Annotated in this window: 23 protein-coding genes and 1 rRNA gene; 13 read left to right on the top strand and 11 right to left on the bottom strand. The window is 49.8% G+C overall.

Annotated elements, in window-relative coordinates; translation table 11 throughout:
• Positions 1-102, top strand: a 5S ribosomal RNA gene (gene rrf / locus BTA51_RS18650); the annotation flags it as partial.
• A gap of 119 nt (positions 103-221) precedes the next feature.
• Here the strand turns inward: rrf and BTA51_RS18645 are convergent.
• Positions 222-959 (bottom strand): type 1 glutamine amidotransferase, encoded by a 738-nt coding sequence (locus BTA51_RS18645; RefSeq protein ID WP_094710000.1) that lies wholly within the window; start codon positions 957-959, stop codon positions 222-224.
• A 290-nt stretch (positions 960-1,249) separates the two neighbouring features.
• On the opposite strand from BTA51_RS18645, the gene BTA51_RS18640 reads away from it, so the two are divergent.
• The 4 genes from BTA51_RS18640 to BTA51_RS18625 are packed head-to-tail and all read left to right on the top strand — an operon-like array spanning position 1,250 to position 4,725.
• Positions 1,250-2,794 carry a 2-isopropylmalate synthase gene (locus BTA51_RS18640; RefSeq protein WP_246841092.1) on the top strand — a complete coding sequence of 515 codons (1,545 nt, stop codon included), beginning with the start codon at positions 1,250-1,252 and terminating at the stop codon, positions 2,792-2,794.
• Positions 2,795-2,819: 25 nt separating this feature from the next.
• Positions 2,820-3,587, top strand: coding sequence for a hypothetical protein (locus BTA51_RS18635; protein ID WP_141215632.1), 768 nt, complete (start codon positions 2,820-2,822; stop codon positions 3,585-3,587).
• On the top strand, positions 3,571-4,056 hold the full coding sequence (gene rimI / locus BTA51_RS18630; RefSeq protein ID WP_094709994.1) for a ribosomal protein S18-alanine N-acetyltransferase: 486 nt from the start codon (positions 3,571-3,573) through the stop codon (positions 4,054-4,056). Before BTA51_RS18635 ends, rimI begins: the two co-directional genes overlap by 17 nt.
• Positions 4,057-4,062: 6 nt before the next feature.
• Positions 4,063-4,725: an energy-coupling factor ABC transporter permease gene (locus tag BTA51_RS18625; RefSeq protein WP_094709992.1), complete on the top strand. Its 663-nt coding sequence runs from the start codon at positions 4,063-4,065 to the stop codon at positions 4,723-4,725.
• A gap of 72 nt (positions 4,726-4,797) precedes the next feature.
• Here BTA51_RS18625 and iolB read toward each other — a convergent pair whose 3' ends face one another.
• From iolB to BTA51_RS18580, 9 genes are all read right to left on the bottom strand, one after another.
• The gene (gene iolB / locus BTA51_RS18620; protein WP_094709990.1) at positions 4,798-5,598 is read right to left on the bottom strand and encodes a 5-deoxy-glucuronate isomerase; all 801 of its coding nucleotides are present in this window, start codon (positions 5,596-5,598) and stop codon (positions 4,798-4,800) included.
• 306 nt (positions 5,599-5,904) lie between these two features.
• A complete protein-coding gene (locus BTA51_RS18615; RefSeq protein WP_168188216.1) occupies positions 5,905-6,120 on the bottom strand; it encodes a hypothetical protein in 216 nt (71 codons plus the stop codon).
• Positions 6,121-6,250: 130 nt separating this feature from the next.
• Positions 6,251-7,753, bottom strand: a complete 1,503-nt coding sequence (locus tag BTA51_RS18610; RefSeq protein WP_094709986.1) for a CoA-acylating methylmalonate-semialdehyde dehydrogenase — start codon at positions 7,751-7,753, stop codon at positions 6,251-6,253.
• A gap of 56 nt (positions 7,754-7,809) precedes the next feature.
• Positions 7,810-8,709, bottom strand: a complete 900-nt coding sequence (gene iolE, locus BTA51_RS18605; RefSeq protein ID WP_094709984.1) for a myo-inosose-2 dehydratase — start codon at positions 8,707-8,709, stop codon at positions 7,810-7,812.
• Between the two features lie 78 nt (positions 8,710-8,787).
• On the bottom strand, positions 8,788-10,638 hold the full coding sequence (gene iolD / locus BTA51_RS18600; protein ID WP_094709982.1) for a 3D-(3,5/4)-trihydroxycyclohexane-1,2-dione acylhydrolase (decyclizing): 1,851 nt from the start codon (positions 10,636-10,638) through the stop codon (positions 8,788-8,790).
• 57 nt (positions 10,639-10,695) lie between these two features.
• Positions 10,696-12,615, bottom strand: a complete 1,920-nt coding sequence (iolC, locus tag BTA51_RS18595; RefSeq protein WP_094709980.1) for a 5-dehydro-2-deoxygluconokinase — start codon at positions 12,613-12,615, stop codon at positions 10,696-10,698.
• A gap of 333 nt (positions 12,616-12,948) precedes the next feature.
• Positions 12,949-14,076, bottom strand: coding sequence for a Gfo/Idh/MocA family protein (locus BTA51_RS18590; RefSeq protein ID WP_094709978.1), 1,128 nt, complete (start codon positions 14,074-14,076; stop codon positions 12,949-12,951).
• Between the two features lie 99 nt (positions 14,077-14,175).
• Positions 14,176-15,186, bottom strand: coding sequence for a Gfo/Idh/MocA family protein (locus BTA51_RS18585; protein WP_094709976.1), 1,011 nt, complete (start codon positions 15,184-15,186; stop codon positions 14,176-14,178).
• A gap of 191 nt (positions 15,187-15,377) precedes the next feature.
• Positions 15,378-16,154, bottom strand: a complete 777-nt coding sequence (locus tag BTA51_RS18580; RefSeq protein ID WP_246841089.1) for a TIM barrel protein — start codon at positions 16,152-16,154, stop codon at positions 15,378-15,380.
• 659 nt (positions 16,155-16,813) lie between these two features.
• Between BTA51_RS18580 and BTA51_RS18575 the strand changes: the two genes are divergently transcribed.
• The 3 genes from BTA51_RS18575 (at position 16,814) to BTA51_RS18565 (ending at position 20,549) form a co-directional block, all read left to right on the top strand.
• Positions 16,814-17,752, top strand: a complete 939-nt coding sequence (locus BTA51_RS18575) for a sugar ABC transporter substrate-binding protein (protein WP_094709972.1) — start codon at positions 16,814-16,816, stop codon at positions 17,750-17,752.
• A 161-nt stretch (positions 17,753-17,913) separates the two neighbouring features.
• Positions 17,914-19,461 (top strand): sugar ABC transporter ATP-binding protein, encoded by a 1,548-nt coding sequence (locus BTA51_RS18570; protein WP_094709970.1) that lies wholly within the window; start codon positions 17,914-17,916, stop codon positions 19,459-19,461.
• Between the two features lie 92 nt (positions 19,462-19,553).
• Entirely contained in the window at positions 19,554-20,549 is a 996-nt protein-coding gene (locus BTA51_RS18565) for an ABC transporter permease (RefSeq protein ID WP_210404869.1), read from the top strand.
• Positions 20,550-20,677: 128 nt separating this feature from the next.
• Here BTA51_RS18565 and BTA51_RS18560 read toward each other — a convergent pair whose 3' ends face one another.
• Positions 20,678-21,514 carry a MurR/RpiR family transcriptional regulator gene (locus tag BTA51_RS18560; RefSeq protein WP_094709966.1) on the bottom strand — a complete coding sequence of 279 codons (837 nt, stop codon included), beginning with the start codon at positions 21,512-21,514 and terminating at the stop codon, positions 20,678-20,680.
• Positions 21,515-21,931: 417 nt separating this feature from the next.
• Between BTA51_RS18560 and BTA51_RS18555 the strand changes: the two genes are divergently transcribed.
• From BTA51_RS18555 to rpsI, 5 genes are all read left to right on the top strand, one after another.
• Positions 21,932-22,609: a hypothetical protein gene (locus tag BTA51_RS18555; protein WP_094709964.1), complete on the top strand. Its 678-nt coding sequence runs from the start codon at positions 21,932-21,934 to the stop codon at positions 22,607-22,609.
• A gap of 328 nt (positions 22,610-22,937) precedes the next feature.
• The gene (gene prfC, locus BTA51_RS18550) at positions 22,938-24,524 is read left to right on the top strand and encodes a peptide chain release factor 3 (RefSeq protein ID WP_094709962.1); all 1,587 of its coding nucleotides are present in this window, start codon (positions 22,938-22,940) and stop codon (positions 24,522-24,524) included.
• Between the two features lie 114 nt (positions 24,525-24,638).
• A complete protein-coding gene (locus BTA51_RS18545) occupies positions 24,639-25,406 on the top strand; it encodes a TatD family hydrolase (protein ID WP_094709960.1) in 768 nt (255 codons plus the stop codon).
• Positions 25,407-25,603: 197 nt separating this feature from the next.
• Complete coding sequence (gene rplM / locus BTA51_RS18540) at positions 25,604-26,032, top strand: 50S ribosomal protein L13 (protein ID WP_020409290.1); 429 nt, start codon at positions 25,604-25,606, stop codon at positions 26,030-26,032.
• A gap of 12 nt (positions 26,033-26,044) precedes the next feature.
• The gene (rpsI, locus tag BTA51_RS18535; RefSeq protein ID WP_094709958.1) at positions 26,045-26,437 is read left to right on the top strand and encodes a 30S ribosomal protein S9; all 393 of its coding nucleotides are present in this window, start codon (positions 26,045-26,047) and stop codon (positions 26,435-26,437) included.
• Positions 26,438-26,452 lie beyond the last annotated feature (15 nt).

The raw sequence follows: 26,452 nt of genomic DNA, 5'->3' as shown, positions 1-26,452 counted from the left end.
AGCGAGCTGGAACCACCTGATCCCTTTCCGAACTCAGAAGTGAAACAGTTCAGCGCCGATGGTAGTGTGGTTCGCCCATGTGAGAGTAGGTCGTCGTCAGGCTTCTAATTAAGAGCCCCATCCAGGTTTCTGGGTGGGGTTTTTTATTGCCTGGTGGAAACTGCTGCCTCCTCCTGCACCCGTCTTCTGATACCTCAGTTCCTGTACCTGCTGACGATAACTTACCCCAGAAGAACGTGATCGATGAAGCTCCCGCAAAGGTGGTTGGCCTCCGGGGTCTCCTGGGCGGCAGCTAGAACGCGCTCCAGATGGCCGTCATCGTCCGTGTAATGGGCCTTATAGAAAGTGAGTCGTTCGATCAGAATCTGCTTATCCACTTCCGGATGAAACTGAAAAGCCCAAAACGGACGGTGATGAACTTTGAAAGAGTGATTGCATATCTCGGTGTGGGCAAGCGGAATCGTACCGGGGGGCGCGGAGAGGGATTTCTGTTTATGCACAGAGACAGCCATGAAGCCATCCGGTACCGATCTGAAGACTGGGTCATCTCTGGCTTCCTTGGTCAACGAAATTGGAATAGTTCCCATTTCATAGACATCGCCATCGTGGATTATTTCTCCGCCGAGAGCTAACACTGCTAACTGATATCCAAAGCAGGAGGCAAATACAGGTTGTCTCCTGTCGATGCATTTTCGTAAGAGCCTCTGAGCTTGAGGGACAAAAGGATATTTCTCGGGAAATAGTACGTTGGCGTCACTGGCGCCGCCAACCAGCAGAGCATCGTAATCAGAGGTAATGCCGAGATCGAAGTCTGGCGTATCGAAGAGGTTTAAAACGTCAATCTGCTTTTCATTCAGTCGACAATACCTGGCAAAGCTTTCCAGCTCTTCCAGCCGAACTTTTGGAGACTCTCTTATTTGTAAAAGTAGCAGTTTCAGCTGGCCTCGGTTCTTGATCATAGTGGCTCTTTCTAACTGATACGTAAATAAGGTGAACCAGTTTCGCAAGCGTTATGGACGCAATGCTTGGCAATGGTATGGGCAATGGCTATAGTTGCCTGATTACAATGTAAGTTGAACATGCCAGCATGATTTCTCCAATTAGATCGCCGCGTTTCGAGGATTCCTCTCGATGCAGCACCGAAAGCGGCTATCTGTAACCTTTCCCTCGCTGGTACAATAAATATTAGCTGTAACTTTGGTATTTTCCTTCCACGATTAAACGCAACAAGTAATTCAGGATAGCAATGATGTCTTCCAATCATCTGGTAATATTTGATACGACTCTGCGAGATGGCGAACAAAGCCCGGGCGCCTCCATGACCAAAGCGGAAAAGCTGCGTATCGCCAAGGCTCTGGAACGCATGAAGGTAGATGTTATTGAAGCTGGATTTGCAATTGCCAGCCCTGGTGACTTTGACGCCGTGAAGGCGATAGCAGAATCCGTCACTGAGTCGACAGTATGTAGTCTTGCCAGAGCTTTGGATAAGGACATCGATCGAGCTGCGGAGGCGTTGAACGGAGCTGCATCCGCTCGTATTCATACCTTTATTGCCACGTCTCCCATTCATATGAAGTATAAGTTGCAGATGGAGCCGGATCAGGTAGTCGAGCAGGCTGTCCGTGCGGTAAAAAGGGCTCGGGGTTATACGGATAATGTCGAGTTTTCATGTGAAGACGCCGGCCGATCTGAAATAGATTTTCTGTGCAGAATAATCGAAGCCGCTATCGATGCAGGTGCTGGTACGATCAATATTCCGGACACCGTGGGATATGCTATTCCGGAACAATTTGGTGAAACCATCAAGACTTTGATAAATCGTATTCCAAATGCAGATAAAGCAATTTTTTCAGTGCACTGCCACAATGATTTGGGATTGGCAGTGGCGAACTCTCTGGCGGCTGTATCCAATGGCGCGAGGCAGGTTGAATGCACGATCAACGGATTGGGCGAACGCGCAGGAAATGCTTCATTAGAAGAAATTGTGATGGCGGTGCGTACCCGTAGAGATCTGTTTGAAGTTGAAACGCAGCTGGATACTCAGCATATAGTGCCGACATCACGACTGGTTTCCACTATTACCGGCTTCCCTGTTCAGCCTAACAAAGCCATCGTCGGTGCGAATGCTTTTGCTCATGAGTCGGGGATTCACCAGGATGGAGTCCTCAAACATAGGGAAACCTATGAAATTATGCGCGCTGAGGACGTTGGCTGGCATACCAATAGCCTGGTGATGGGTAAGCACTCGGGACGCAACGCGTTCAGGACCAGGCTTCAGGAACTGGGGCATGTCTTTGAAACGGAATCTGAGTTAAACGAGGCATTTTCCCGGTTTAAAGAGCTGGCGGACAAGAAGCACGAGATTTTTGATGAAGACCTGCAGGCTCTGGTAAGTTCCAGTGCTGCGACTGATGTGGAAGGAAAATACAGACTCGTATGCATGTCTGTTGCCAGTGAGACTGGGGTCATTCCTGAAGCCAAAGTGACCCTCGAATTTGATGGCAGTGAGCATACGGCAACCAGCGAAGGTGGTGGTCCGGTGGATGCAACGTTCAAAGCCATTGAATTGATGGCCGAATCCGGCGCTAGTCTCCAGCTTTATTCGGTTAACGCTATCACCAGTGGTACTGACTCCCAGGGTGAAGTGACCGTTCGTCTTGAGCGAGGTGGGCGGATTGTTAATGGCGTGGGTGCTGATACAGATATTGTTATTGCTTCTGCCAAAGCCTATATCAACGCTTTGAATCTGATTAACCGGGAATACACCAGACAACATCCTCAGGGTGACGTGTGAGCTTGATGCTGGGGGATTTGGTCGCGTGGTAGAACAGGATAGACAGCGATATCTGGCACAGTTTGGTGTCGTGCAGTGGTATGCGCGGAGAGAACTTCCAGGAGCTGCAACATCGCCGGGCTTTGTTTTTGCTGAGCCTGAGGTGGCAGCACCAACCAGACCATCTGCTCTTTCTCTCGTGGAAAGTAAACCCTCGCAACCTCCAGCCGCATCTCATCCTAAAGCGCCTGCGGCATCACCGCAAAGGCCAAATATTGCTGACATTGCGCCACTTCCGATTGATCAGGTTGCTAAGACTTTGTCATCCGGGGATGAGGACAGTGAAGCCTCAGGAGAAAACGTTCCTCACTCCAAGACTGATGACAAGGCTGTTACCTATCTAGGTTGCATCACGCGGAATATCTCTTTTGTAGCTGAACTGGTTGGAGAAATTCTGCCCGAATCTATGCCGCCTGAGGTGTCGCTTTTCAGGAATATTGTGTCGGCTTGTGCTGCAGGTGATACGACGGATATGCGAATGTTTCAGTGGCCTCCGTTACCGCATCCAGGTCTACCCGGCCATACGGCTGAGAATAAGTGGTTATTGGTGAACCGCTGGGTGAAAGGAGAAACAAACGATTCTTCGATGAAAGTCGTATTTTTTGGAACCGTACCAGAGACAATGAGTCAGCATGCCGAGTGGGTTGTTCAACCTGACTTACGCCAAGTGCTGGAACAGCCGTTGTTGAAGAGAGGAATATGGAATACTTTGCAACCTCTTTTGAAGCAGGATTCAGATGGTGGCGATGACTGACACTCAGCAATTGCAGTTTCGCTACATGGATGATGTCGATGTTTCTGAAGTTATTGCCAATGAAAGAAGTGCTTATTCTCACCCTTGGTCAGAAGCTGTTTTAAGGGAGTGCCTTGGCGGCATTTCAGAATGCTGGGTCGCGACCATGGACAAGACCATTGTTGGTCATGGAATCATTTCCCATGTCCTCGACGAAGGCCATTTGCTGAACCTGTGCATTGGCAAGAGCTGGCAAGGGCAGGGGTTATCTCATCAATTCCTGATATTTTTGATGAGCCGTCTGCGAGAGCTGGGTGTAGAAAAGCTCTTTTTGGAAGTCAGGGTGAGTAACGAGATAGCGGTGGCTCTCTACAAAAAGCATGGATTTACCCAGATTGGTCTGCGTAAGGCGTACTATCCCGCCGGTAGTGATAGGGAAGACGCCATTGTCATGGCACGGGAAATCGATTCAGAAATTGCCCAAGCGTAGAGATCAATGGAATGTCTGGTAGAGCTCGAAGGAATTAATAGCTGGGTTATTGCCAGTTGGCTTGTTCTTATCCTTTTCGTTGCAGGCATATTGAAGGCTGGCGTGTTTACACACCTTGTTCGTCATAGCGAACTGCAGCATCGATTCCTGGCGTCAATCGTGTTTCTTTCTTTGCTCTGGCATATTCGCTATCAAATTGATTTTGGTCCAGCCTTCCATTTTCTGGGAATGGCATTTGTGACCCTGACGTTGCGAGGAAGCCTTGCTCTTTTGGCGGGGACGATAGCCTTGTCGATTCTTGCATTGTTAGGAAAATCCTCGTGGTTATTGTTACCGCTCAACATTGCTTTAACCGTCCTGATACCGGTAATGATCACTTTTCTGTGTATCCAACTCGAGCGACGGGCTAATTTCCGCAACTTCTTTGCCTATATCTTTATTAATGCATTTTTCGGCGCAGCTTTGACGATCTCCACTTCAATTCTATTGGGGGTTGCATCCTGTTGGCTGATTGGAGAGGAGAGCTGGTCTTCTGATCATTCGTTGCTGCTGACCTATCTGCCATTGATTATGATGCCTGAGGGAGTGATCAATGGAATGCTGGTAACCGGCGTAATGGTGTATTTTCCTCACTGGCTGGGAACATTTGACCCGACTCGTTACCGGTAAAAAAGAGGAAGGGGTTGAGAGCCCTTCCTAGCACTGCTGCAGGGCAGTCGAAATGTGAGCGGATAGAGAGAGCTATTTCAACATCCACTCATGGGCAGGATCGTTGTGAAACTTCCAGACTCTTTTGGGACCTGCCATCACATTCAGGTAATACAGGTCATAGCCATGAGGGGCCCCGACAGGATGGTAGCCTTCAGGTACCATGACAACGTTCTGATTCTCCACACTCATCGTCTCATCAAGTGAGCGATCATCGGTATACACCCTCTGAAAAGCGAAGCCCTGTGAAGGGTTAAGTCTGTGATAGTAGGTTTCTTCCAGAATGGACTCGTGGGGAAGGTTGTCTTCGGAATGTTTGTGGGGCGGGTAACTCGACCAGTTCCCTCCTGGTGTATAAACCTCCACAACCAGCAAACTGTCTGCTTCTTCGTTGTCCGGCAATATGTCCTGAATGAATCGTGTATTGGTGCCATGACCCCGGGTAGAGCATTTGCGTTCATCCGGTTTAATCAAACGTGCTTTATGGTTTCCAAAACCAGGGGCTTTGCAAACGGCGAGCTCCAAGGCTGTTGTCGCTTCTACGCGAAACTGGCTGTCGTTCGGTATATAAGCCGCATAGGGTGGTATTTTCTCGAATGGATCCATGCGGTTACCGACATTTTCCCAGTGTTGTTCTCCTGTGCTGATATTGGCTTTGCCGCCGACTAGCACCAGGCAGACTTCCTTATCGCCCGTTTCCTGCTCCAGCACTTGCCCTGGCTGTAGTTGGAAGACTTCGAATCCAACATATTTCCAACCTGCGGAAGCCGGTGTAATTTCAATAATCCGTCCCTGTTCATCTGGTAAGGTGGGGCGGACGAGCAAATTAGACATAGTGGGCTCCTTCGTATCTTTCTGGTTTACCAAGCCTTTCATCGGTTCAAAGGCCGCAGGAAACTTTACTGGAATCTGTATCCCATAATTTAAAGTAAATAGAACAAATATTCCATATGAAAGTGGAAAAAGCTTAAATTTTCTGCTGTTGTTGTCTGTAACCTATAGAAGGGATTATTAAGTAAAAGACTTCCGTGGATTAAGGGGGGCTAGCGATAGGGGAATTAACGTGTCGGGGTGAGGAGGTCATGGCTGAGAGCCATCAGGAATGACTCGCATCATCACTCTTGGTTGGGACTGGAATCATCACTCTTGGTAGGGAAAGTTTGGAAGAGAGTCCAATAACAATAGATCGTCATCCCGGTTGCCATCACTCCCCAGAATGGTGCTTGGGTTACCCACTCGATGAGAGCCCAAACCGCGCAGAACAGGGTTATTGCCAGACGGCGCCAGAGAGGTTGAAAAAATATCAGATCTTTTTCTTTCATGGTTTGGTGAATCCACACTCTTTGCAACGTTCATCAGGCTATCTTACACAGGCTGATCATAAGTAGCAGCAATGAAATTGATCTGCATTCTGAAAACAATTTTGTCAGATCCACGCCATGCCACATTGGAAGCGTTGGGGAGATTTCTCTCCCCAACATCATCGTCACTTCATCGTTGGCATTGAGAACTCGGCTCCAGCCCGTTGCCCGGTAGGCCAGCGGGCAGTGATGGTTTTCATTTTGGTATAGAATCGCACGCCATCCGGTCCATGCATGTGTAGTGGACCAAACAGTGAGCGTTTCCATCCTCCGAAACTATGAAATGCCATGGGGACGGGAATGGGGACGTTAACGCCGACCATGCCAACCTGAATGTCTTCACAGAACTGACGTGCGCTATCACCGTCGCGGGTAAAGATCGCGGTACCGTTCCCATATTCGTGATCGTTGATGAGCTCAACAGCCTCTTCGTAGGAATTAACTCTGACAACGGATAATACCGGTCCGAAGATTTCTTCATCGTAAATGCGCATACCCGGCTTAACGTGATCGAACAGGGTTGGGCCGACAAAATAGCCGTCTTCGTGTCCAGGGTATTTGAATTCTCTGCCATCGACGATGAGCGATGCGCCTTCTTCAACGCCGGAATCAATGTAGGTACGCACTTTGGCTGCGTGTTCTTTGCTGATCAATGGGCCCATATGAGCCTCATCCTCGAGTCCCATTCCCGGTCCGACACGCATCGTATCGATTTCTTTAACCAGTCGACCAATCAGGTTATCTGCCACTTCGTTGCCTACGCAGACAGCAACGGATATCGCCATGCAACGTTCACCTGCAGATCCGTAGGCGGCTCCCATCAATGAATTGACTACTTGCGTGGGATCAGCGTCGGGCATCACGACCATGTGGTTTTTAGCCCCACCCAATGCCTGGACCCGTTTACCACGGGCGCTGGCAGTTTTATAAATGTATTCGGCGACGGGGGTGGAACCAACGAAGCTGACAGCACCAATACGATCATCTGTCAGAAGTACGTCGACAGCTTCTTTATCACCGTTGACGATATTGAATACACCCGGAGGAAGGCCAGCTTCCGCGAGCAACTCCGCCAGACGATAAGTGGTGCTGGGATCCTTCTCGGAAGGCTTCATGACGAAGGTATTGCCGCAGGCAATGGCGATCGGGAACATCCACATGGGCACCATGGCGGGAAAGTTGAATGGACTGATCCCGGCACAGACTCCCACAGGCTGCATCTTGCTGTAGCTGTCCACACCACGCCCAACGTTAAGACTATGCTCGCCTTTGAGTAGATGAGGAATCCCGCAGGCAAATTCGACGACTTCCAGTCCACGGGTCAATTCACCTTTAGCGTCAGAAAACACCTTGCCATGTTCAGAGGTGATCATTTCCGCCAGTTCGTCAGCATGTTCTTCAACCAGCGCTTTGAACTTGAACAGGACCCGGGCACGATTTAATGGGGTGACCTTACTCCAGCTCTTCAATGCCTCTGCAGCCACCGCGATGACCTGACGAGTTTCCTCTGCACTGGACATGGCGACCTGTAGGCTCTGTTGGCCAGTGGCAGGATTATAGACCGGCCCAAAACGGCCACTTTTACTGGCGACCGCTTCATTGTTTATAAAGTTACCAAGCGTTTTCATGATAGCGTTCCTATAAAGTTGGCAAAAAAAGTTGGCGAAAAGGAGCTGGCGAGAAGTTAACGGGTGATGGTCAGCTCGGCCTCTTCACAAAGACGTACCAGATTATTGTGACCCATCGTGGCGTAGGTCAGCGGATGCGCAATAGCAGGATCCTGCTCCGCCTCAACAACCAGCCAGCCTTCATAGCCCGATGTTTTCAATCCCTTGAATATGGGCAGATAGTCTATGCAGCCATCCCCGGGCACAGTGAATACGCCGTTTAATACGGAGTCGATGAAACTGAGATTGCGATTGCGGGCGTCAGCCAGAATCGATCTCCTGATATCCTTGCAATGCACGTGATTGATTCTGTCTGAATGGCGCTTTTGCACTGCCAAAGGATCTCCACCAGCGTAGGTCAGATGCCCGGTGTCGAGCAGTAGACCCACTGAATCGCCGGTCAGCGCCATCAAGCGGTCGATATCCTCTTCAGTTTCAACCACTGTGCCCATGTGATGGTGATAGGCGATTTTGACTCCATGCTCCAGGGTATAGTCGGCCACTGCAGTCAAGCGTTTGGTAAACTCTTCCCATTGTTGGTCACTCATTCGAGGGGAGTGTGATACAGGAGTGTTACGCTGTCCGTGTACGCAGCCGGTAACTTCGCAAAATACCATCGTAGCAGCACCCAGTTCGCGAAGCAGAATCAGGTGTTCCTGAATCGCTTTGATCTCTTCGTCTACAGACCGGGTTAACAATTCGGCACTGTACCAACCGGATACCAGGTTCAGGTCATGCTCTTTCAGTATGGGGCCAAGGACTTCGGGTTTGCGGGGAAACTTATGCCCCAGTTCAAATCCGCTGAAGCCGGCCTGACGTCCTTCACTCAGGCACTGTTCCAGTGGTGTTTCGCCACCGAGTTCAGGTAGATCATCATTGGTCCAGGTCAGTGGATTGATGCCCAGTTTCACGCTCATTATTTTTCTCCGGGAAGCGATCAACGCTTCATGCTAAATACCAATATCATCTTGAAACGTTGGAGGCAGGTCGGCCTCTTACATGTTCTTTAATTGCTGTGCTTTAAATGAGTCATAACGCTTTCTGGCTTCTACGACTTCGTCGCGAGGGGACACTTCAGGCACTGCAACGTCCCACCAGGAGCCACCTTCTGAGGTTACCGTCAGAGCATCAGTATCCAGTGTGATGACGTAGGTGGTATCAGACTCTCTGGCCCGTACCAATGCCTGCTCCAACCCCTGAATATTGGCTACCTGTTCGGATCTGGCACCCAGTGCAGCGGCATGTGCCGCGAAGTCGGTTTTCGGGGCACCGCCTTCGGCTGTCAGGCAATCATCCAGCAGGTTGTTGAATCCTGGGCCGCCGCAGAATTGTTGCAAACGATGGATGCAGCCAAAGCCCCGATTGTCCAGAACGACAATAACGATTTTGAGACCCAGCATGACTGACGTGGCTATTTCTGAATTCAGCATCAGATAAGAACCGTCTCCGACCAGGACGAATACTTCCGAGTCAGGCTTTGCCATTTTGGTACCCAGGCCGCCGGCAATTTCATATCCCATGCATGAGTAGCCGTATTCCATGTGATAGCCTTTGGCAAAACGCGTGCGCCATAGCTTTTGCAGTTCGCCTGGTAGGCCTCCAGCGGCGCAAACCACAATATCCCGTTCGCCGGCGGCACGGTTAACCGCACCTATCACCTCCGCATCGGTGGGAAGATTGGTTCCCCGGTCTGAGGTGGCAATATCGACGGTTTTATTCCATCGCTCCCGAAGTTGGGCGGCTTTTTCAACCCACTGACTCGTAGGTTGCCAGCCCTCTAATCCGGAAACTAAAAGGGGTAATGTCAGTTTAGCGTCCCCCACCAGAGCCTGCCCTTTGTGTTTGATGGCGTCAAAAGAGGCAACGTTGATACTTAATAGCCTGGCTGCCGGATTGATCATGGCGCGAGAACCCGAGGCAAAATCACCAAGCCGTGTACCCACTGCAATAATCAAATCAGCCTCTGCTGCGAGGGTGTTGCTGGAGGCGGCGCCTGTAACACCAATAGATCCCATGTTGAGAGGATGATCCCAGGGCAGCGCACCTTTTCCAGCCTGGGTCTCTGCCACGGGCAGATTAAATTGGCTGGCCAGGGTATCGAGTTCTGCAAGTGCATTTGAATAGTGAGTGCCCCCACCAGCCACAAGAAGTGGTTTCTTCGCCTGTATGATCAGCTCAAGGGCATTTGCAAGCTCATCGGTGTCAGGTCCCTGACGGCGAAGCCGGTGAATCCGCTCGCTAAAAAAATGCTCCGGGTAATCGAAGGCCATTGTCTGCACATCTTGAGGCATGGCCAAAGTGACAGGCCCGCATTCGATTGGATCAGTCAGTACCCGGATGGCTTGGGGGAGGGAAGTCAGCAATTGTTCCGGTCTGGTGATACGGTCGAAGAAGCGGCTCACCGGTTTGAAGCAGTCATTGGATGTCAGGGTGTGATCATGGAAGTTTTCCACCTGCTGCAATACCGGATCAGGCATCCGGGTAGCAAAGGTGTCACCGGGCAGAAACAGAACCGGCAGGCGATTTACATGGGCCACGGCAGCAGCGGTGACCATATTGGTGGAACCGGGACCGGCTGAAGCTGTGCAGGCCATCATCTGTTTACGATTAAGGGTTTTACTGTAGGCAATCGCCGCGTGCGCCATTCCCTGTTCGTTATGGGCACGATAAGTGGGAAGCTGATCTCTCACCTGATATAGAGCCTCGCCCAACCCGGCAACATTGCCATGTCCAAATATCGCCCACACACCGGCAAACATGGGGGTTATTTCGTCGTCGATCTCCATCTTCTGGGCAGTCATGAACTTAATGACCGCCTGCGCCATGGTAAGTCTGATTGTTTTCATTGTTATCTAATCCTCTCGTTCTTACATTCAGCCAGACAGCTATTTCGGAGCGAATGTTTAACCGGCGTTATTGCGAGCTTTCCAGTACGAAACCAATGTCAGGTAGTTGTTGACGATCGCTTTTATAAACTGCTGATCGTTGATGGAACCCCGCAGCCATTGACGGCTGGGTTCGCTGAATATAGTTCGCCCTACGGCAAAGCCCTTGCAGATGTCAAAACCGGCGCTGTCTGCAAACCCTTTTTGCAGTTCTTCTGCCGGCGCATCCAGTCCCAGCATGACAACACCTCGACAGTGAGGAGCTCGCTGATGAATCAGATCGGTAATTCTCTGCCATCCGGTAGGTGTTTGTGGCGGTAATTTCCACCAGTCAGGGAAGACCCCGAGGTTGTAGAAGCGTTTCATGGCATTGATATAAATGTCGTCACTTGTCGGCATATCCTTGGGGGGGATCAGTTCCAACAGGAATTCATGACCGGTCATGCAGCAGGCCTGATAAAGCTTGATCACCCGTCGCTCCTGGGTCAGCCTGAGACTGATCTCATCTTCCGGATGATAGAAAATCAGGCATTTGACAATGTGCTCTTTCGGCCAGTCCTGCAGTTTGGCGGCGATCGATCGACCTCCTTCAAACTCAATGGCCCGGGAGCTGGGCTGCTCAACCGGGCGGCCAATCCACCAACCGCGGCCTGTTACATCGTTCAAGGCATCCTGCCCGTAGGTGTCATCAATTAATACGCCTACCTGACTCTCACCGATCAGGGATGACCCTTGTTCAGTGGCTTTTACCAGTAGCTGCTTGAGATATTTGATTCTCTCAGGATCTGCGCCTTCTTCCCTGGCCATGTCAAATAGCTGTTTACGATGATCGAAGGCAAGAATGCAGAGATCGTTCCAGTCAACGTTGGGTCGTTGAGTTGTCACCCGGTGCAGATAATTCAGTCGACTATCTGTATCAGGGTGTTTGATCTCTGTGGCCCGTGAAAGGTAGTCATCCAGCTCCTCTGCACTGGGTATCGCAGGAGCGCAGCCATGTCGAGATACCACCAGAGCGCCGCAGGCATTGGCATAAGCGCAGCTCCGGGCGTGACTCTCGCCGCGCAGCCAGCCACGCAGGAATCCACTCAAGAAGGCATCTCCGGCACCGAGGACGTTCAGCACTTCCACTTTGACACCACTATGCACCTCAAATGCCTTCATGCTGTCGGGTATTGTTTCTTCCAGAACGGTGCATCCCTGGGCGCCCAGTTTTAACACAATCGTCGCATGGGTCAGGGCACGAATGGATTTCAACGCTTGAATGGTATCGGTACTGCCGCCGGCGATATGAATTTCTTCCTCTGTGCCCACGATCAAATCCAGGTCCGGAAGAATCGTCTGCAGATGCTGGGTGACACTCTCGTTGGATACAAATCGTGTTTCACCATCCCCCAGACTTGTTAAGCCCCAGAGAACCGGGCGGTAGTCGATGTCCAGGATGATTTTTGTGCCCGCCGCTTTGGCATACTCCATGGCGGTTTTACTGGTGGCGTGGGTCTGTTCGGTCGAAAAGTGGGTGCCTGTAATCAACAGCGCCTGACTTGAAGCGATGAACTCAGGGGAGAAATCGGAGCTTTCGATTGCCATGTCCGCACAATCCCGACGATAGAAAATCAGGGGAAAGGTTTCGCGGTCTTTAATTCCCAGAATAACCAGTCCGGTGAGGCGATTTTTGTCCGTAACCACGTGGCTGGTATCCACACCTGCGCGATCCAGTTCCTCTCGTACAAACCGGCCCATATGTTCATCGCCGACACGGGTCAGCATGGCCGACTTCAGTCCCATGCGGGCGGCGCCATAGGCAATATTTCCTGAAGAGCCACCGAGATATTTGGCGAAGCTGGTCATGTCTTCCAGGCGGCTGCCAATCTGCTCACCATATAAATCGACGGCGGCGCGTCCCAGGCAGATCAGATCCAAAGGTTTGTTATCACTCATAGGCGTCATCCTGTTATAGGCAGAGGTGTTTACCTGGACCGGCTGCCTGAGATGATTGAGTCGGCTGGCGGCCTGCATGGCCGGTGCTGACGTTTCATTTTTGTCGATAATAGAATAAAAATTCCAAATAAACAACAGTTGGAAAAAATCATCTTTTTACATCTGCTGTTAACAAATGCCCCGGCACATATGGAGTGTGGCGATATGTATCGGTGTTATGTCAACGCAGTTTTGGAACGAATATTCCAATATATGCCCTATTTAATGCATCTGGTGCAACGGAGCTATATGCATTCATTATGGGGGCCCGTTGGTCTCTGGGCCATGCTGAAGTCAGACGGAAATCTGTATCCACTGATGCTCTGCATGGGATTGCTCAATGGCATCCATGATCACATTGACCCGGTAGGCTGCACGAAAGTCCGGCCACATTGGCTTATCAGCCGCTATGCCTTCGATCAGGTCTCTGACTTCCACCGCTTTCATGTCGTTGTAACCAAGCCCGTGTCCAGCCGAGACGCAAAAGTTGGCGTAGTCCGGGTGCTGGGGGCCAGTGAGTATGCGCCTGAATCCTTGTCGGGAAGGTCGGTCGTCGTTTGTGAAGAGCTGTAATTCGGACAGCCGTTCCTGGTCATAGATCAATGAGCCACGCGTTCCGGTGACTTCAAACCAGAGTCCGTTTTTACGGCCCCAGGCAATGCGGGAGGATTCCAGCGTACCCATGGCGCCATTGGCGAAGCGTGCCATAAGATGGACCTGGTCGTCGTTTTCCACCGTTCCGGTGTTTCCAGGCTGATCGGGAGTTGGACGTTCCCGATGTACGGTCTGGATATCTGCACAGAGTTCTGTCATGGGGGCTACCAGAAATTCAGCCAGATTGATCAGGTGAGATCCCATATCCCCGAGGGTGCCAGACCCGGAAAACTCACGTTTCAACCGCCAGGTAAAGGGAAGTTGATTGTCAGCAAGGTAGTCTTCATTAAAGGTCCCTCGGAAATGCACAACATCGCCTATTTCGCCGTTTGAAATAATTTCCCGGGCAAGTTGAATGGTGGGGTTTTTGGTGTAATTAAAACCGACGAGGGTTTTAACTCCTGCTTTTTCGGCGGCTTCCGTCATTTCGAGAGCATCTATCGCAGACAGAGCCAAAGGTTTTTCGGAATAGACATGCTTACCCGCTTCTATGGCGGCCAGTGCCATCTCTTTATGCAGATAGTTGGGAGCGCAAATATCCACAACATCAATTTCGGGATCTGTGACCAATTGACGCCAGTCAGCGGTAAAACGATTAAATCCGAACTCGCGGGCTTTTTGGGCGGCCAGCTCTGCATCGACCTCCGCCACCATTTCACAGACAATGTCTGTACTTAATGGAAATATCGCCGGAGCGGATTTAAACGCAATGGCGTGTGCCTTACCCATATATCCCGTGCCTATCAGGCCAACTCGAACAGGTTTCATAGAATTGCTAACTCTCTGCCTTGGTGGCCAAAATGCTGGCCGATATTTTGTTGAAATTCGGTGTCAGATATACACGTCTCAAACTGGCGGATGTTGCTGTCAATCGTAGAATGCGGGACGTGCGGGCATAGCAATTGGCTCGATCTGTCCGCTCTCTTGAGCTTTGACGCAGACATCGCCAGCAACCGCAGCGGCATATCCATCCCAGGATGAAGGACCTGAAATACTGCCGACTTGGACACCGTCCAGAAAGGCCTGAAGTTCGATGTCGTAGGCCTCAATGAAGCGATCTTTCCAGTCCATCAGTATCGTATTGGAGAGCTTGGCATCTTTGCGTAGCAACAGGCTTTGTGGTTCAGGAAGGTTGGCAATACCTTCTTCGCCCACAACAGAGCACTGAATGTCATAGCCATACTGGCAGTTTACGAATACCTCAACGTCAATACGGACACCCTTGTGGGTTTCTAACAGCACAATCTGTGGATCGGCCACTTTGCTGTGGGCATGGCTGGATTTGCGAGGGAAGACCACCTGGGCAGTCTTGTAATCGTCATTAAGCAACCAGCGAAAGACGTCCAGTTCATGAATCAGGGTGTCGTGAATCGCCATGGGCGTGACATAGGACTCAGGCACGGTGGGATTTCGATGGGCGGCATGAACCATGAGCGGAGTGCCAATCTGGCCTTCATCAATGGCTTTTTTCAACATCTGGTAGCCACTGTCGAAGGGGCGCATAAATCCGACCTGTACCAGACGCTTTCCTGCGGCAATTTCTGCTTCCACGATATTCATGCATCCTGCTGCCGTGGTAGCGAGAGGCTTTTCGCAGAAAACGTATTTGCCCGCTTTGATTGCTGCTACGACAAACTCCTCGTGTGTTGGTCCCCAGGAGGTCACCAGAACGGCATCAACATCTGTGGCGTTGATCAGATCGTGTCCGTTATCGTAAATCTTGGCATTGAGTCCTAAGGTATCCACGACTGATCGAGCCTGTCCGGCATTGACGTCTGTCACTGCAACGACTTCACCGCCGGTAAGGGTGTTGGTTATCCTTCTTGCGTGATCGGCCCCGATGGCGCCAGTACCAATGATTCCTACTCTGATCGTCATAAAAATACCCTCAATGCATAAAACACATAAACAGATTCCGGCGGTTCAACGTCTTTCTCTGTCTGACTGTCGGTTTATTGATTTCAAAAATTGCCCAAGTCGTGCTGGATTTCTTCGTAAGTAAATAAGGAAGAGATACTCTGCACGACCCTACCTGGCATAGACGCTGATTGTCATCATGCCGTTGAATCCTAAATTACCAATTGCTGACGGATGTAGCTGATGCTCTCTTCCACCGCTGAGATCGGATCCTCAAGTTCCCAGACTTCCCGGGCAAAGGGTTCAAAGGAAATATAGTTATCGTAGCCTGAGGACAGTAATTGTTTTATCTGGCCGATGCTGTCCAGGCGGTCTTTGGGGCCAACGAGCAAGCGATGGGCATCCTGCATTTGCTGGAAACTGACGGTTTCATTCTCCACGCCTGAAATATGCACCAGGTCGGTTTTGTCCGCGAAAATTTCAGTTTCTTCGGCGCCGCGGTGGTGGAAGGTGTCGTGGACCAGTCCGAATCTATTTTCCAGTCCCAGCTCCCCGATAGTGTCGATGGCCTGGCGCTTGGTTCGCAGTGAGGAAATAGGAAAGCCTAGTGGCTCCACAAAGCCTTTCAGATTGTGTTTGGCCAATATCGGCTCCAGCGCTTGTAGGGCTTCTTTAAGGCTGGTTGATTTCTCTTCTTCGGTGGCCGTGTACTCCCCATCTACCAGAGGACAAAGTACCAATCCTGTTGCTCCACAGGCTTCTGCCAGTGAAGCAAGCTTCTCTGCCTGCTCCGCCCGCTGGTCATTCCAGATGTTAAACGGGTAGAGGGCATTAATGCTTAATATTTTGATCCCATGCTGCTTCGCTTTTTCGCCAATGGCTTTGGCGTTGTTCAGCTCCGTCACACTGTTTTCCTGTATGTCGTTGCGCAGTTCAACGGCTGTAATTCCGAGTCGGATTGCGGCATCGATGAGTTCTTCCGCGCTCATGTGTGGGCAGATCATGTGGTTGAGGGAGAATTTAACCGAAGGATGGGTCATAAAAGGCCTACGTAAATTTTGTTGTTGTTACTCGCAGTGCGAGGCCGTTTCAATTTTGGAATAGATTAGAATTAAAATTCCAAAATATCAATCGTAGGAATATTTATTTTTTATCTCGAAGTTTTATTCCTTATTGGAGAAAACGAATTGTCCGATCTCCAGATGAACAATCTGGCTGATTTTCATATAGACCTTGCTCGTATTCACATAAATAGAGGCGTTAGAAGCTAACAGATACGTTCATCAACCCAAGGAGAAGAGTGGCTGCTGAAAGTAATTTATAGAAACGGAATAAATATTCCGTCTAGAGCGAAACTGGGGGTTGACACCGTGAAAGATGAGAAGCAATATGGAACGTATATTCCATTTTGTAAAAACTTGGAAAAATAAAGTGGATTTAGATTCAGTCTGACCCGAATGGGATGTTGTCAGAGCGCAACGGGGCAGACACATATTTGAGTCTGGTGGTGATCAGGGCAATAGCTCTGAATGCTGTGGACCCATATATGAAGGCTGGATTTGATCGCGATGAGCATCATGCCGGCCCTCACTAATAAAAAGAGTGGTACCCAAGGTATACACTTCATATTCGAGGAGACAAAAATAAGATGAAAAAAATTACCCTTTCTCTCGCCTCAACTGCGCTTGCCGCATCTTTGTTTTCCGGAGCCGTATTTGCGAAGGAATTGAAGATAGGTGTATCCATGGCGCTCTTTGACGATAACTTTTTAACAGCCTTGCGTAACGGTATTCAAAATGCGGCATCCCAGGAAGGGGTTGATGTTCAGATTGAGGATGCCAAAAACGAAGTCGGAACCCAGCTTAATCAGATACAGAACTTTATCGCTTCCGGCGTGGACGCCATCATCGTTAACCCTGTCGATACAGACGCCACTGTTTCCATGAGTGATGATGCCGATGCTGCCGGAATTCCCCTTATCTACGTGAATCGCCAACCTATTAACGTAGACATGTTGCCCAATAACCAGGCTTTTGTTGCCTCCAACGAAGTGGACTCCGGAACATTCCAGACCCGGGAGGTGTGCCGTCTGCTTGGTGGAAAAGGCAAAGTCGTTGTCATGATGGGAGAGTTGTCCAATCAGGCTGCCATTCAGCGTACCAAGGATATTCATGATGTCATCGCAACCCCGGAGTGTTCTGGAATTGAAGTGGTGGCAGAGCAAACTGCTGAGTGGTCTCGGATAAAGGGAAATGATCTGATGACTAACTGGTTGGCAGCCGGAATAGAGTTTGACGCGGTAATTTCCAATAATGATGAAATGGCCATTGGTGCGATTCAGGCCTTAAAAGCTGCCGGCCGTGCCATGAATTCCGTGATCGTCGCCGGTATTGATGCAACTCCGGATGCTCTGCAGGCTATGAAGAGCGGTGATCTTGATGTCACCGTATTTCAAAGCGCTGTGGGACAGGGGGAAGGCTCTGTCAAAGCGGCGGTTCAGTTGGCCAAAGGGGATGAGGTCGAGCAGAAAGTCTGGGTGCCGTTTGAGTTGGTGACTCCGACCAATCTTAAGGACTACATGAAGTAACTCTTTTGTGAATGAAGGTGTATTCGCCTGAAATTATCAAGTGGATGGATTATGCCTTCGCCGGAACCTGACCGATCTGATGCTGTTGCTCATTTGCGAGGATGGTTCCGGCAAACTTCCGAAACAGAATAAGTACAACAAACTGACTAAGGGGTTGCGTTATGAATAGCGCATCACAGGTGGCAGCGTTGGACATGAATAGCGCAGTTCCTCAACCTCAGGACTACGAATACGTCCTTGAGGTCATCAATGCCCGTAAGGAATTTCCAGGTGTGGTGGCTCTCGATGATGTGTCACTGAGAGTCCGTCCAGGCACTGTACACGCATTGATGGGTGAGAATGGTGCTGGAAAATCGACGCTGATGAAAATCATCGCCGGTATTTATCAGCCCGACGGTGGTGAAGTGCGGCTGCGTGGCAGCGCCGTTGAACTGCCGACACCATTAACGGCTCAGGAAGCCGGCATAGCCATGATCCATCAGGAGCTGTTATTGATGGATTATATGACTGTTGCAGAAAATATCTGGATTCGCCGCGAGCCAAAAAACCGGTTTGGTTTTGTGGATCACGATCAAATGAGACGCAACACGCTTGAGTTATTTAACCGCTTGAATATCAACCTGGATCCGGATGCTGAAATCCGGGACCTGTCCGTTGCAAATCGCCAGATGGTTGAAATCGCCAAGGCGGTATCATTTAACTCCGACGTCCTGATCATGGACGAGCCCACCTCCGCCATCACTGAAAAAGAAGTCGCTCACCTGTTTGACATCATTCGTGATCTGAAAGCACAGGGCATTGGCATCGTGTATATCACTCATAAAATGAATGAGCTATTTGAGATCGCCGATGAGTTTTCCGTATTTCGCGACGGGCGCTATATCGCGACACACGCGTCTACAGAAGTCACCCGCGATGACATCATCAGGATGATGGTGGGGCGTGAAATCACCCAGATGTTTCCTAAAGAAGACGTCGCGTTGGGGGAGGTGGTCCTCTCCGTAAGAAATCTGACGCTGAATGGGGTGTTCCGGGATATTTCTTTCGACGTCCGCGCTGGCGAAATACTCGGTTTGGCGGGGCTGGTCGGTTCGGGCCGGTCTAATGTCGCCGAGACGCTGTTCGGCGTAACGCCTGCTGATAGCGGCACAATTTCCATCAAAGGCAGGGAAGTAAGTGTTTCCTCGCCTCATGAGGCAATTAAACTGGGTATGGCATTTTTGACGGAAGACCGAAAGGATACCGGGTGTTTCCTGCCGCTGGATATTCAGGAAAACATTCAGGTAGCGGTGTTACACGACCAGTATGTGAAAGGAGGGTTTGTCTCCGAAGCTGAGTTGGAAAATGCCAGTGAGGAGATGGGGCGCAAACTCAGAATCAAAACACCCGATATGCAGGAGTGTATTGAAAATCTTTCGGGTGGAAATCAGCAGAAAGTATTGATAGCCCGTTGGCTTTTGACCAATCCCGGAATTTTGATTCTGGATGAACCCACCCGTGGGATTGATGTTGGAGCGAAAGCGGAAATTCACAGTCTGATCACACAGCTGGCCCATAAGGGAGTTGCTGTTGTCATGATCTCTTCTGAAATGCCTGAAGTGTTGGGGATGAGTGACAGGATTCTGGTCATGCATGAAGGACGCGCGACAGGGATCCTGGACCGCGAAGAAGCCGATCAGGTCAAAATCATGGATCTGGCTGCCCAATAAACCAATAGAGTTTCGGGAAAGACAGATTCTGGAAAGCATGCGAGGTTATTATGATTACTAGAACAGCGACAGCCCCGGGAGAGGTGCCTGTTATGGCTAGCAGAAAACGCCTGCCGCCGGAAGTCAGCATCTTTTTGGTGTTGATCGGTATTGCCGCATTTTTTGAGATATTGGGTTGGTTCATTGTCGGGCAGAGCTTCCTGACAAATGTCAGTCGACTACAGATTATCATTCTGCAGGTCTCGGTGATTGGGATTATTGCGGTGGGAGTTACTCAGGTCATTATCACAGGAGGGATCGATCTTTCCTCGGGATCTGTGGTGGCAATGTGTGCCATGATCGCCGCAACGTTTGCGCAGTCATCCAATTGGCCCAAACTTATCCATCCTTCTTTGGCTGACATGCCGTTTTTTGTTCCGCTGATGATCGGTCTGGCCGTCGGTGCGTTAGCTGGTTTTATCAATGGTTGGTTGATTACCAAAACCAAAATCCCCCCATTCATCGCGACTCTTGGCATGATGGTGACGGCGCGTGGTATTGCCCGTTGGTATACAGACGGCAGCCCCGTGTCCGGCTTTACCCAGAGCTTTACGCTATTGGGCAATGGGCTTGATCGTTGGATGCCTGTTGTCATTTTTCTCCTGGTGGCTGCCATATTCCATATTGTGATGCGTTATACCCGTTTCGGTAAGTTCACCTACGCTATCGGGGCTAACCCCCAGGCGGCCAGGGTATCCGGAATCAATATTGATACCCACCTGATCAAGGTATATATGATTGCAGGCTTGCTCACCGGCCTCGCAGCGATGGTGGCTATTGCCCGTATCAAAACGGCTCAGGCGGGTATGGGGCTGATGTACGAACTGGATGCCATCGCGGCTGCGGTAATTGGAGGTGTGTCTCTTTCGGGAGGACGAGGGCGTATCACTGGAACCGTGATCGGAGCGCTTATTCTTGGGGTGATGTTATCCGGGTTCACCTTCCTGCGGGTGGATGCTTACTATCAGGATATTATCAAGGGCTGCATCATTGTTGCCGCCGTTATTGTGGATCAGTATCGCCAGGGTAAGCGCAGCAAGAAAACCTGACGGTGTTTTGCCGGCTGTACTGATTGTTAAAAGCCGCATCCGATTTGGATGCGGCTTTTCTATATTGGGGTGGGTGCTTGTAATTGATATATGAAACTGCGGAGTGACTTCTGATCAAGGCGGAACGGTTATTGATTCTGTAGTCTGTAAGCCAAGCCGATGGACAGTGTCTGTGCCAGACAGAGAGAAGAAGTGAGCGATCGGAAATTCCGCACCTGGGCTTCCTGAACTACCAGGCAAACTGTTGCCTGACGGGCCAGTGGGCTTAATGGGCTGTCGGTAATCACTATCAAAGGGACGCCTTTATTCAGGGCGATCTCCGCCACATCCAGCGTTTCCTGACCGTACGGAGAAAAGCTGATGGCAATGACAGCATCGCCATGATCAATGGCTTCCGCCTGTTCTTTAAACATGCCTCCAATTCCGTCTACCAGATAGGCGCGCTGATCGACATGTCTTAGTGAGTAGGCAAAATAGGATGCCACGACAAATGCCCGGCGAACGCCAACGATATGTGTAGACCTGGCCTGTTCCAGGATCGATATTGCTTTCTCCAGAGTGTCGTTCTCAATCGCATGCTTTAGATGATCGAGGGCAATGGTATTGGAAGTGGAGAACTCTTGTAATAATTGAATGGGAGAAGGGGAATCTGAGTTGCCTTGTTCTTCCTGTGCAAGACGAATCCGGTCGCTGTAACTTGGTGCAGCTTCGATCAGTTTGCTGCGGAAAAGTCGTTGCATCTCGCTGAATCCCTGAAAGCCAAGTGCGTTGGCAAAGCGGATCAGGGTGGAGGGAGTCACTTCTGCTTTTTCTGCGATGGAGGCTACGGTATCCAATGCCACCCCTCGCGGATTCTCCATCAGATAACGGGCGACCTGCTGCAGGCGTTTGCTCAGATCGTTATAACGTTCAGCGATAGCGTTTTCCAATTCTTCTAAGTTGCTGGGAAGCTGGGCGTTAGGCATATGGTTTCCGTTCTTATTCGAATTAACAGAATCATGCCGATAGGCAGATCCGTACGATTGATGGTTAAGCTAGTGAAATTATCCATTATTTTTGTATGTATTGGAATGAATATTCCAGCATGTTCCAGAATTGGAGTAAGCTGTTTATGATGATTGCCCATATCTGTTTTATCGAGATATGGAGGTATTCTTGGTAAATTTTTTCAGAAAAGGTTATCTTATAGTCAATTGAGCAATTTCCTGGCCCGGTGTCCATTGGGCGAAAGGCATGGTGGGGCGAAAACTTTTCAAAAGCCTGCAACTTATGCCGCTAATTACTATCTAATAGTGAATAAACTAATAATAAATAAACATAGAATATATAAATCTATTTCATAAATATCCGAACAACGTAGTAAAAGAGAAACATATCCAATCATGAGTATCACGCGATACCTGCCTGGGGAGCACCCCAGCGGTTTTAGTGGCTGGCAAGTCGCAGTAGTGATCAGTGGAAAGCATCATCAGCGATACCTGAGCGACCAACCACCATCACTGGTTTCTACCGAGACCTGGTGCCAATACCAGGAGCTAAAGGCCAGAATCATTGAATTGAAGCTGAAGCGGCGACTCGCCGTGCGTCAGTATTTTCAATTCATCCGTTCTGAGGATTTGCGTACCAAACCTGCACGCCGGGTAGGGGTGCGTGGAATCAGTGCGGATATCCAAAGTAAAAGTGGTGAGTGGCGATGTGGTTTTAAAGTGTCAGGAGGCTCAGAGTCAGCCGCCTCTTTTTTTGAAATTTCATCAGAGACATCATTCACTGAAGCTTGGGAGTCGGCGATTGATTGCTGGGGGCATCGATTCGGAATTCGAGAGAAAGATTGCGCTCTAAAGAAATCAAGCGCTCCCCCGATGGAGATTTTCAAGAATTTGAGGCGAATTCTGAATGAGGAAGGCAGTGACGTTCCTGTTTCTGTTCTGGGTCCTGTTTATGCTGAACAACGACAACAGATAGCAGGAAAGAAAGACGGACAGGATTCCAAACGTCTGGATATCGATGAATCAGATATTCTGCAGTGGTTTAAGCGCGAGACCGGATCAAAAGTTGCCTGACGGCCTCTGCTCAATTCCTCCCGTTAGGTAAATTGCCGATAACGCTGCTGTAGATTAAACGGAAATTTATCGTTCCAGGTTGTTGTTTCAAATATGTCGTTGTTTCAAATGTATGGTGGGCAGAGCGTGTTTGCCCACTCCACTCTATGTTCTTCAATCATCTATCTGTTACACCTCCCTGTTGAAGCGGTTCTATCTCCATGGAATGTATTAAGCCTGACATTCGCTGCGGATAGGCGCTAAAATAGCGGGCTTTTTTATAGCGCACATAGATGCTGGCGGGTAATAAACGTGTACCTGTATTTGTTTAAAGCGGGAGTCTGGATGCATGGCTGATAGTAATTTAATGAAAGAAATCAATAAAAGGCGTACGTTTGCCATCATCTCGCACCCGGACGCCGGTAAGACGACGATTACGGAAAAAGTTCTCCTTCATGGCGGAGCGTTGCAAAAAGCAGGGACGGTAAAAGGCAAAAAATCCGGTCAGTTTGCCAAATCCGACTGGATGGAAATGGAGAAGGAACGGGGAATATCCGTGACGACCTCGGTGATGCAGTTTCCCTACGGCGAAGCATTGGTCAATCTGTTGGATACACCGGGACACGAAGACTTCTCTGAGGACACCTATCGTACCCTGACCGCTGTGGACTCCTGCCTCATGGTTATCGACAGTGCCAAAGGGGTTGAGGATCGTACTATCAAGCTGATGGATGTCACCCGCCTCAGAGATACCCCGATCATTACCTTTATGAATAAACTTGACCGTGATATTCGCGATCCGGTTGAGCTCCTTGATGAAGTTGAGGATGTCCTGAAGATCAACTGTGCCCCTATCACATGGCCAATTGGTATGGGGAAAGGGTTTAAGGGCGTATATCACATTCTCCGCGATGAAGTGATTATGTATCAGACGGGGAAGGGGCATACTCTTCAGGATGGCAGGATTATCAAGGGAATCAACAACCCTGAGCTGGATGAGGCGTTGGGAGTGGATGCCGAAACCCTTCGTGAAGAAATTGAGTTGCTGCAGGCTGCCTCCCATGAGTTTGATCTGGAGGAATTCCTGGCAGGCACGATGACACCTGTATTCTTCGGTACTGCACTTGGGAATTTCGGCGTTGATCATGTGCTGGACGGACTGGTGTCATGGGCTCCATCACCTCAGAGCAGGGAGACCGATCTGCGTAAGGTGGAAGCGGCTGAGGAAAAGTTCACAGGATTTGTATTTAAAATTCAGGCAAACATGGATCCGCTGCATCGTGATCGAATTGCTTTCCTGCGGGTCTGTTCCGGTCGTTACCAGCAAAATATGAAAATGCGTCATGTGCGTATTGGTAAAGATGTCCGTATTGCTGACGCTTTAACCTTTATGGCGGGCGATCGTACACGTGCCGAAGAAGCTTTCGCCGGGGATATCATTGGATTGCATAACCATGGCACGATCCAGATAGGAGACACCTTTACAGAAGGTGAGGATTTAAAGTTCAGTGGGATACCGAATTTCGCTCCAGAACTGTTCCGACGCATTCGACTCAAGGATCCGCTGAAATCGAAGCAGCTCCAGAAAGGCTTAATACAATTAAGTGAAGAAGGGGCTGTTCAGGTGTTTCGTCCCTTGAACAATAACGACTTGATTGTTGGGGCCGTTGGTATGCTTCAGTTTGATGTCGTTGTACATCGCCTGAAGTCTGAATATAAAGTTGATGCCATGTATGAGTCGGTCAATGTTACCGCTGCCCGATGGGTCGACTCCAAGGATGCGAAGAAAATGGAAGAGTTCAGGCGTAAGGTGTCTGAAAACCTGGCATTGGACGGCGGTGATAACCTTACTTATCTGGCACCGACCTACGTAAACCTGCAGCTGGCTCAAGAACGCTACCCCGATGTTGCTTTCCGGAAAACGCGCGAGCATTAATCTGTCAGGTGTATTTTCAGTGCGTTGTTGTGTGGCTTCCTTTGCTATGTTTGCTTTATGAATATGATCTAAGGTAGTTGCCAGTGGTTGCGCTGACGCTGGCTAGGGGGCTTCGTGAAATTTATTGACAGTCATTGTCACCTGGATCTGGATGCTTTTGATGGCGATCGGGGGCAGGTAATTGACCGAAGTTCTGCGGCTGGTGTTGAAAGGATCGTGGTGCCTGCCACGACACCAGAGAGCTGGGAGAGGCTGCTGAAGCTGGCTGAAACCTTTTCCGCTCTCAGGATTGCTTTTGGGATTCACCCCTATTTTCTTGATGACATACCTGAAAGTGCTCTGACTGAGCTCCGGCGGATGATTGCTGGGCATAGAGCCCGAATTGTTGCAATAGGGGAGACCGGTCTCGATAAAATGATCGAGGTCGATTTTGAAAAGCAGCAGTTTTTCTTTGCAAAGCAACTGGAAATGGCAGAAGAGTTTGGTCTGCCCGTGATTATCCACTCGCGCAGGGCCCATGATCGTGTTGTGGCAATGGTGCGTCGATCGTCGGTTAGACGGGGCGTGGTTCATGGGTTTGCCGGAAGCTATCAGCAAGGGGCGGCATTTTGGAAACTGGGATTGCGCCTTGGAGTCGGTGGGGTGATTACCTACGAACGAGCCAGGAAAACTCGCAACGCAGTAGCTCAAATGCCGGTTGAAGCCCTATTGCTGGAGACGGATGCTCCTGATATGCCGCTATCCGGCAGGCAGGGAGAGCGGAACTCGCCGGAATTTGTGCCCGAGGTGTTTTCCTGTCTTGTGGGGATTCGAAGGGAAGAACCTGACCTGTTACACAGCCAGATACTGGAAAATACCAGGCAGCTGTTTTCTCTGGCATGAGCCTATTTCTATTTTCTCTGGTGTTTTGATAAAAGCCGCAGTATAATCCTGCGCCCGGATTTACATAGAGTAAATTTTTAGCAACGCCCCGACGCTGAAAGTTGAATATGTGTCCAGAGAGAACTTCTGTCATCCAACCGGAAGTTCAACGTGTTTAATAGCCTGTAACTAATTTAGATGGTAAGGCGGGATTTTTAATGAAAACGATCAGCGCAAAACCAGAAACCGTAAAGCGTGACTGGTATGTTGTAGACGCGACCGACAAGACTCTGGGTCGTCTGTCAACTGAAATCGCCCGTCGACTGAGGGGCAAGCATAAAGCCGAGTACACTCCTCATGTCGATACTGGTGACTACATTGTGGTAGTTAACGCAGAGAAAGTGCGTGTAACCGGCCGTAAAGCTCAGGACAAAATGTACTATCGCCACACTGGTTATCCTGGTGGTCTGAAAGAAATGTCCTTTGAAAAACTGATTGATCATGCGCCTGAGCGTGTGATTGAGACTGCGGTTAAAGGCATGCTTCCTAACAATCCTCTGGGTCGTGCCATGCTGCGCAAATTGAAAGTGTATGCTTCTTCTGAGCATCCGCATACTGCCCAGCAACCCATTGAACTGAAACTGTAAGGAAGGTAGGCAATGTCTGTTACTCAATATTATGGTACTGGCCGTCGTAAGACTTCTACCGCTCGCGTATTCTTGCGTCCTGGCAATGGTCAAATCACTGTAAACTCCAGCTCTCTGGATGAATACTTTGGTCGTGAAACTGCTCGTATGGTGGTTCGTCAGCCTCTGGAACTGCTTGAGGTTGTTGATAAGTTTGATGTATTGGTCACTGTGAAAGGTGGTGGTCCATCTGGTCAGGCTGGTGCAATCCGTCACGGTATTACTCGTGCGCTTATCGAATATGATGAGGCCAATCGTTCTGCGTTGCGTAAAGCCGGGTATGTTACCCGTGATGCTCGTGAAGTTGAGCGTAAGAAAGTGGGTCTGCGTAAAGCTCGTAAGCGTCCACAGTTCTCCAAGCGTTAATTCGCTGGAGCGTCA

The organism is Hahella sp. CCB-MM4 (assembly GCF_002260525.1).
Taxonomy (GTDB): domain Bacteria; phylum Pseudomonadota; class Gammaproteobacteria; order Pseudomonadales; family Oleiphilaceae; genus Hahella.
Note: the sequence above shows the minus strand (reverse complement) of the source record. Positions and strands in the feature narration are given on the sequence as shown.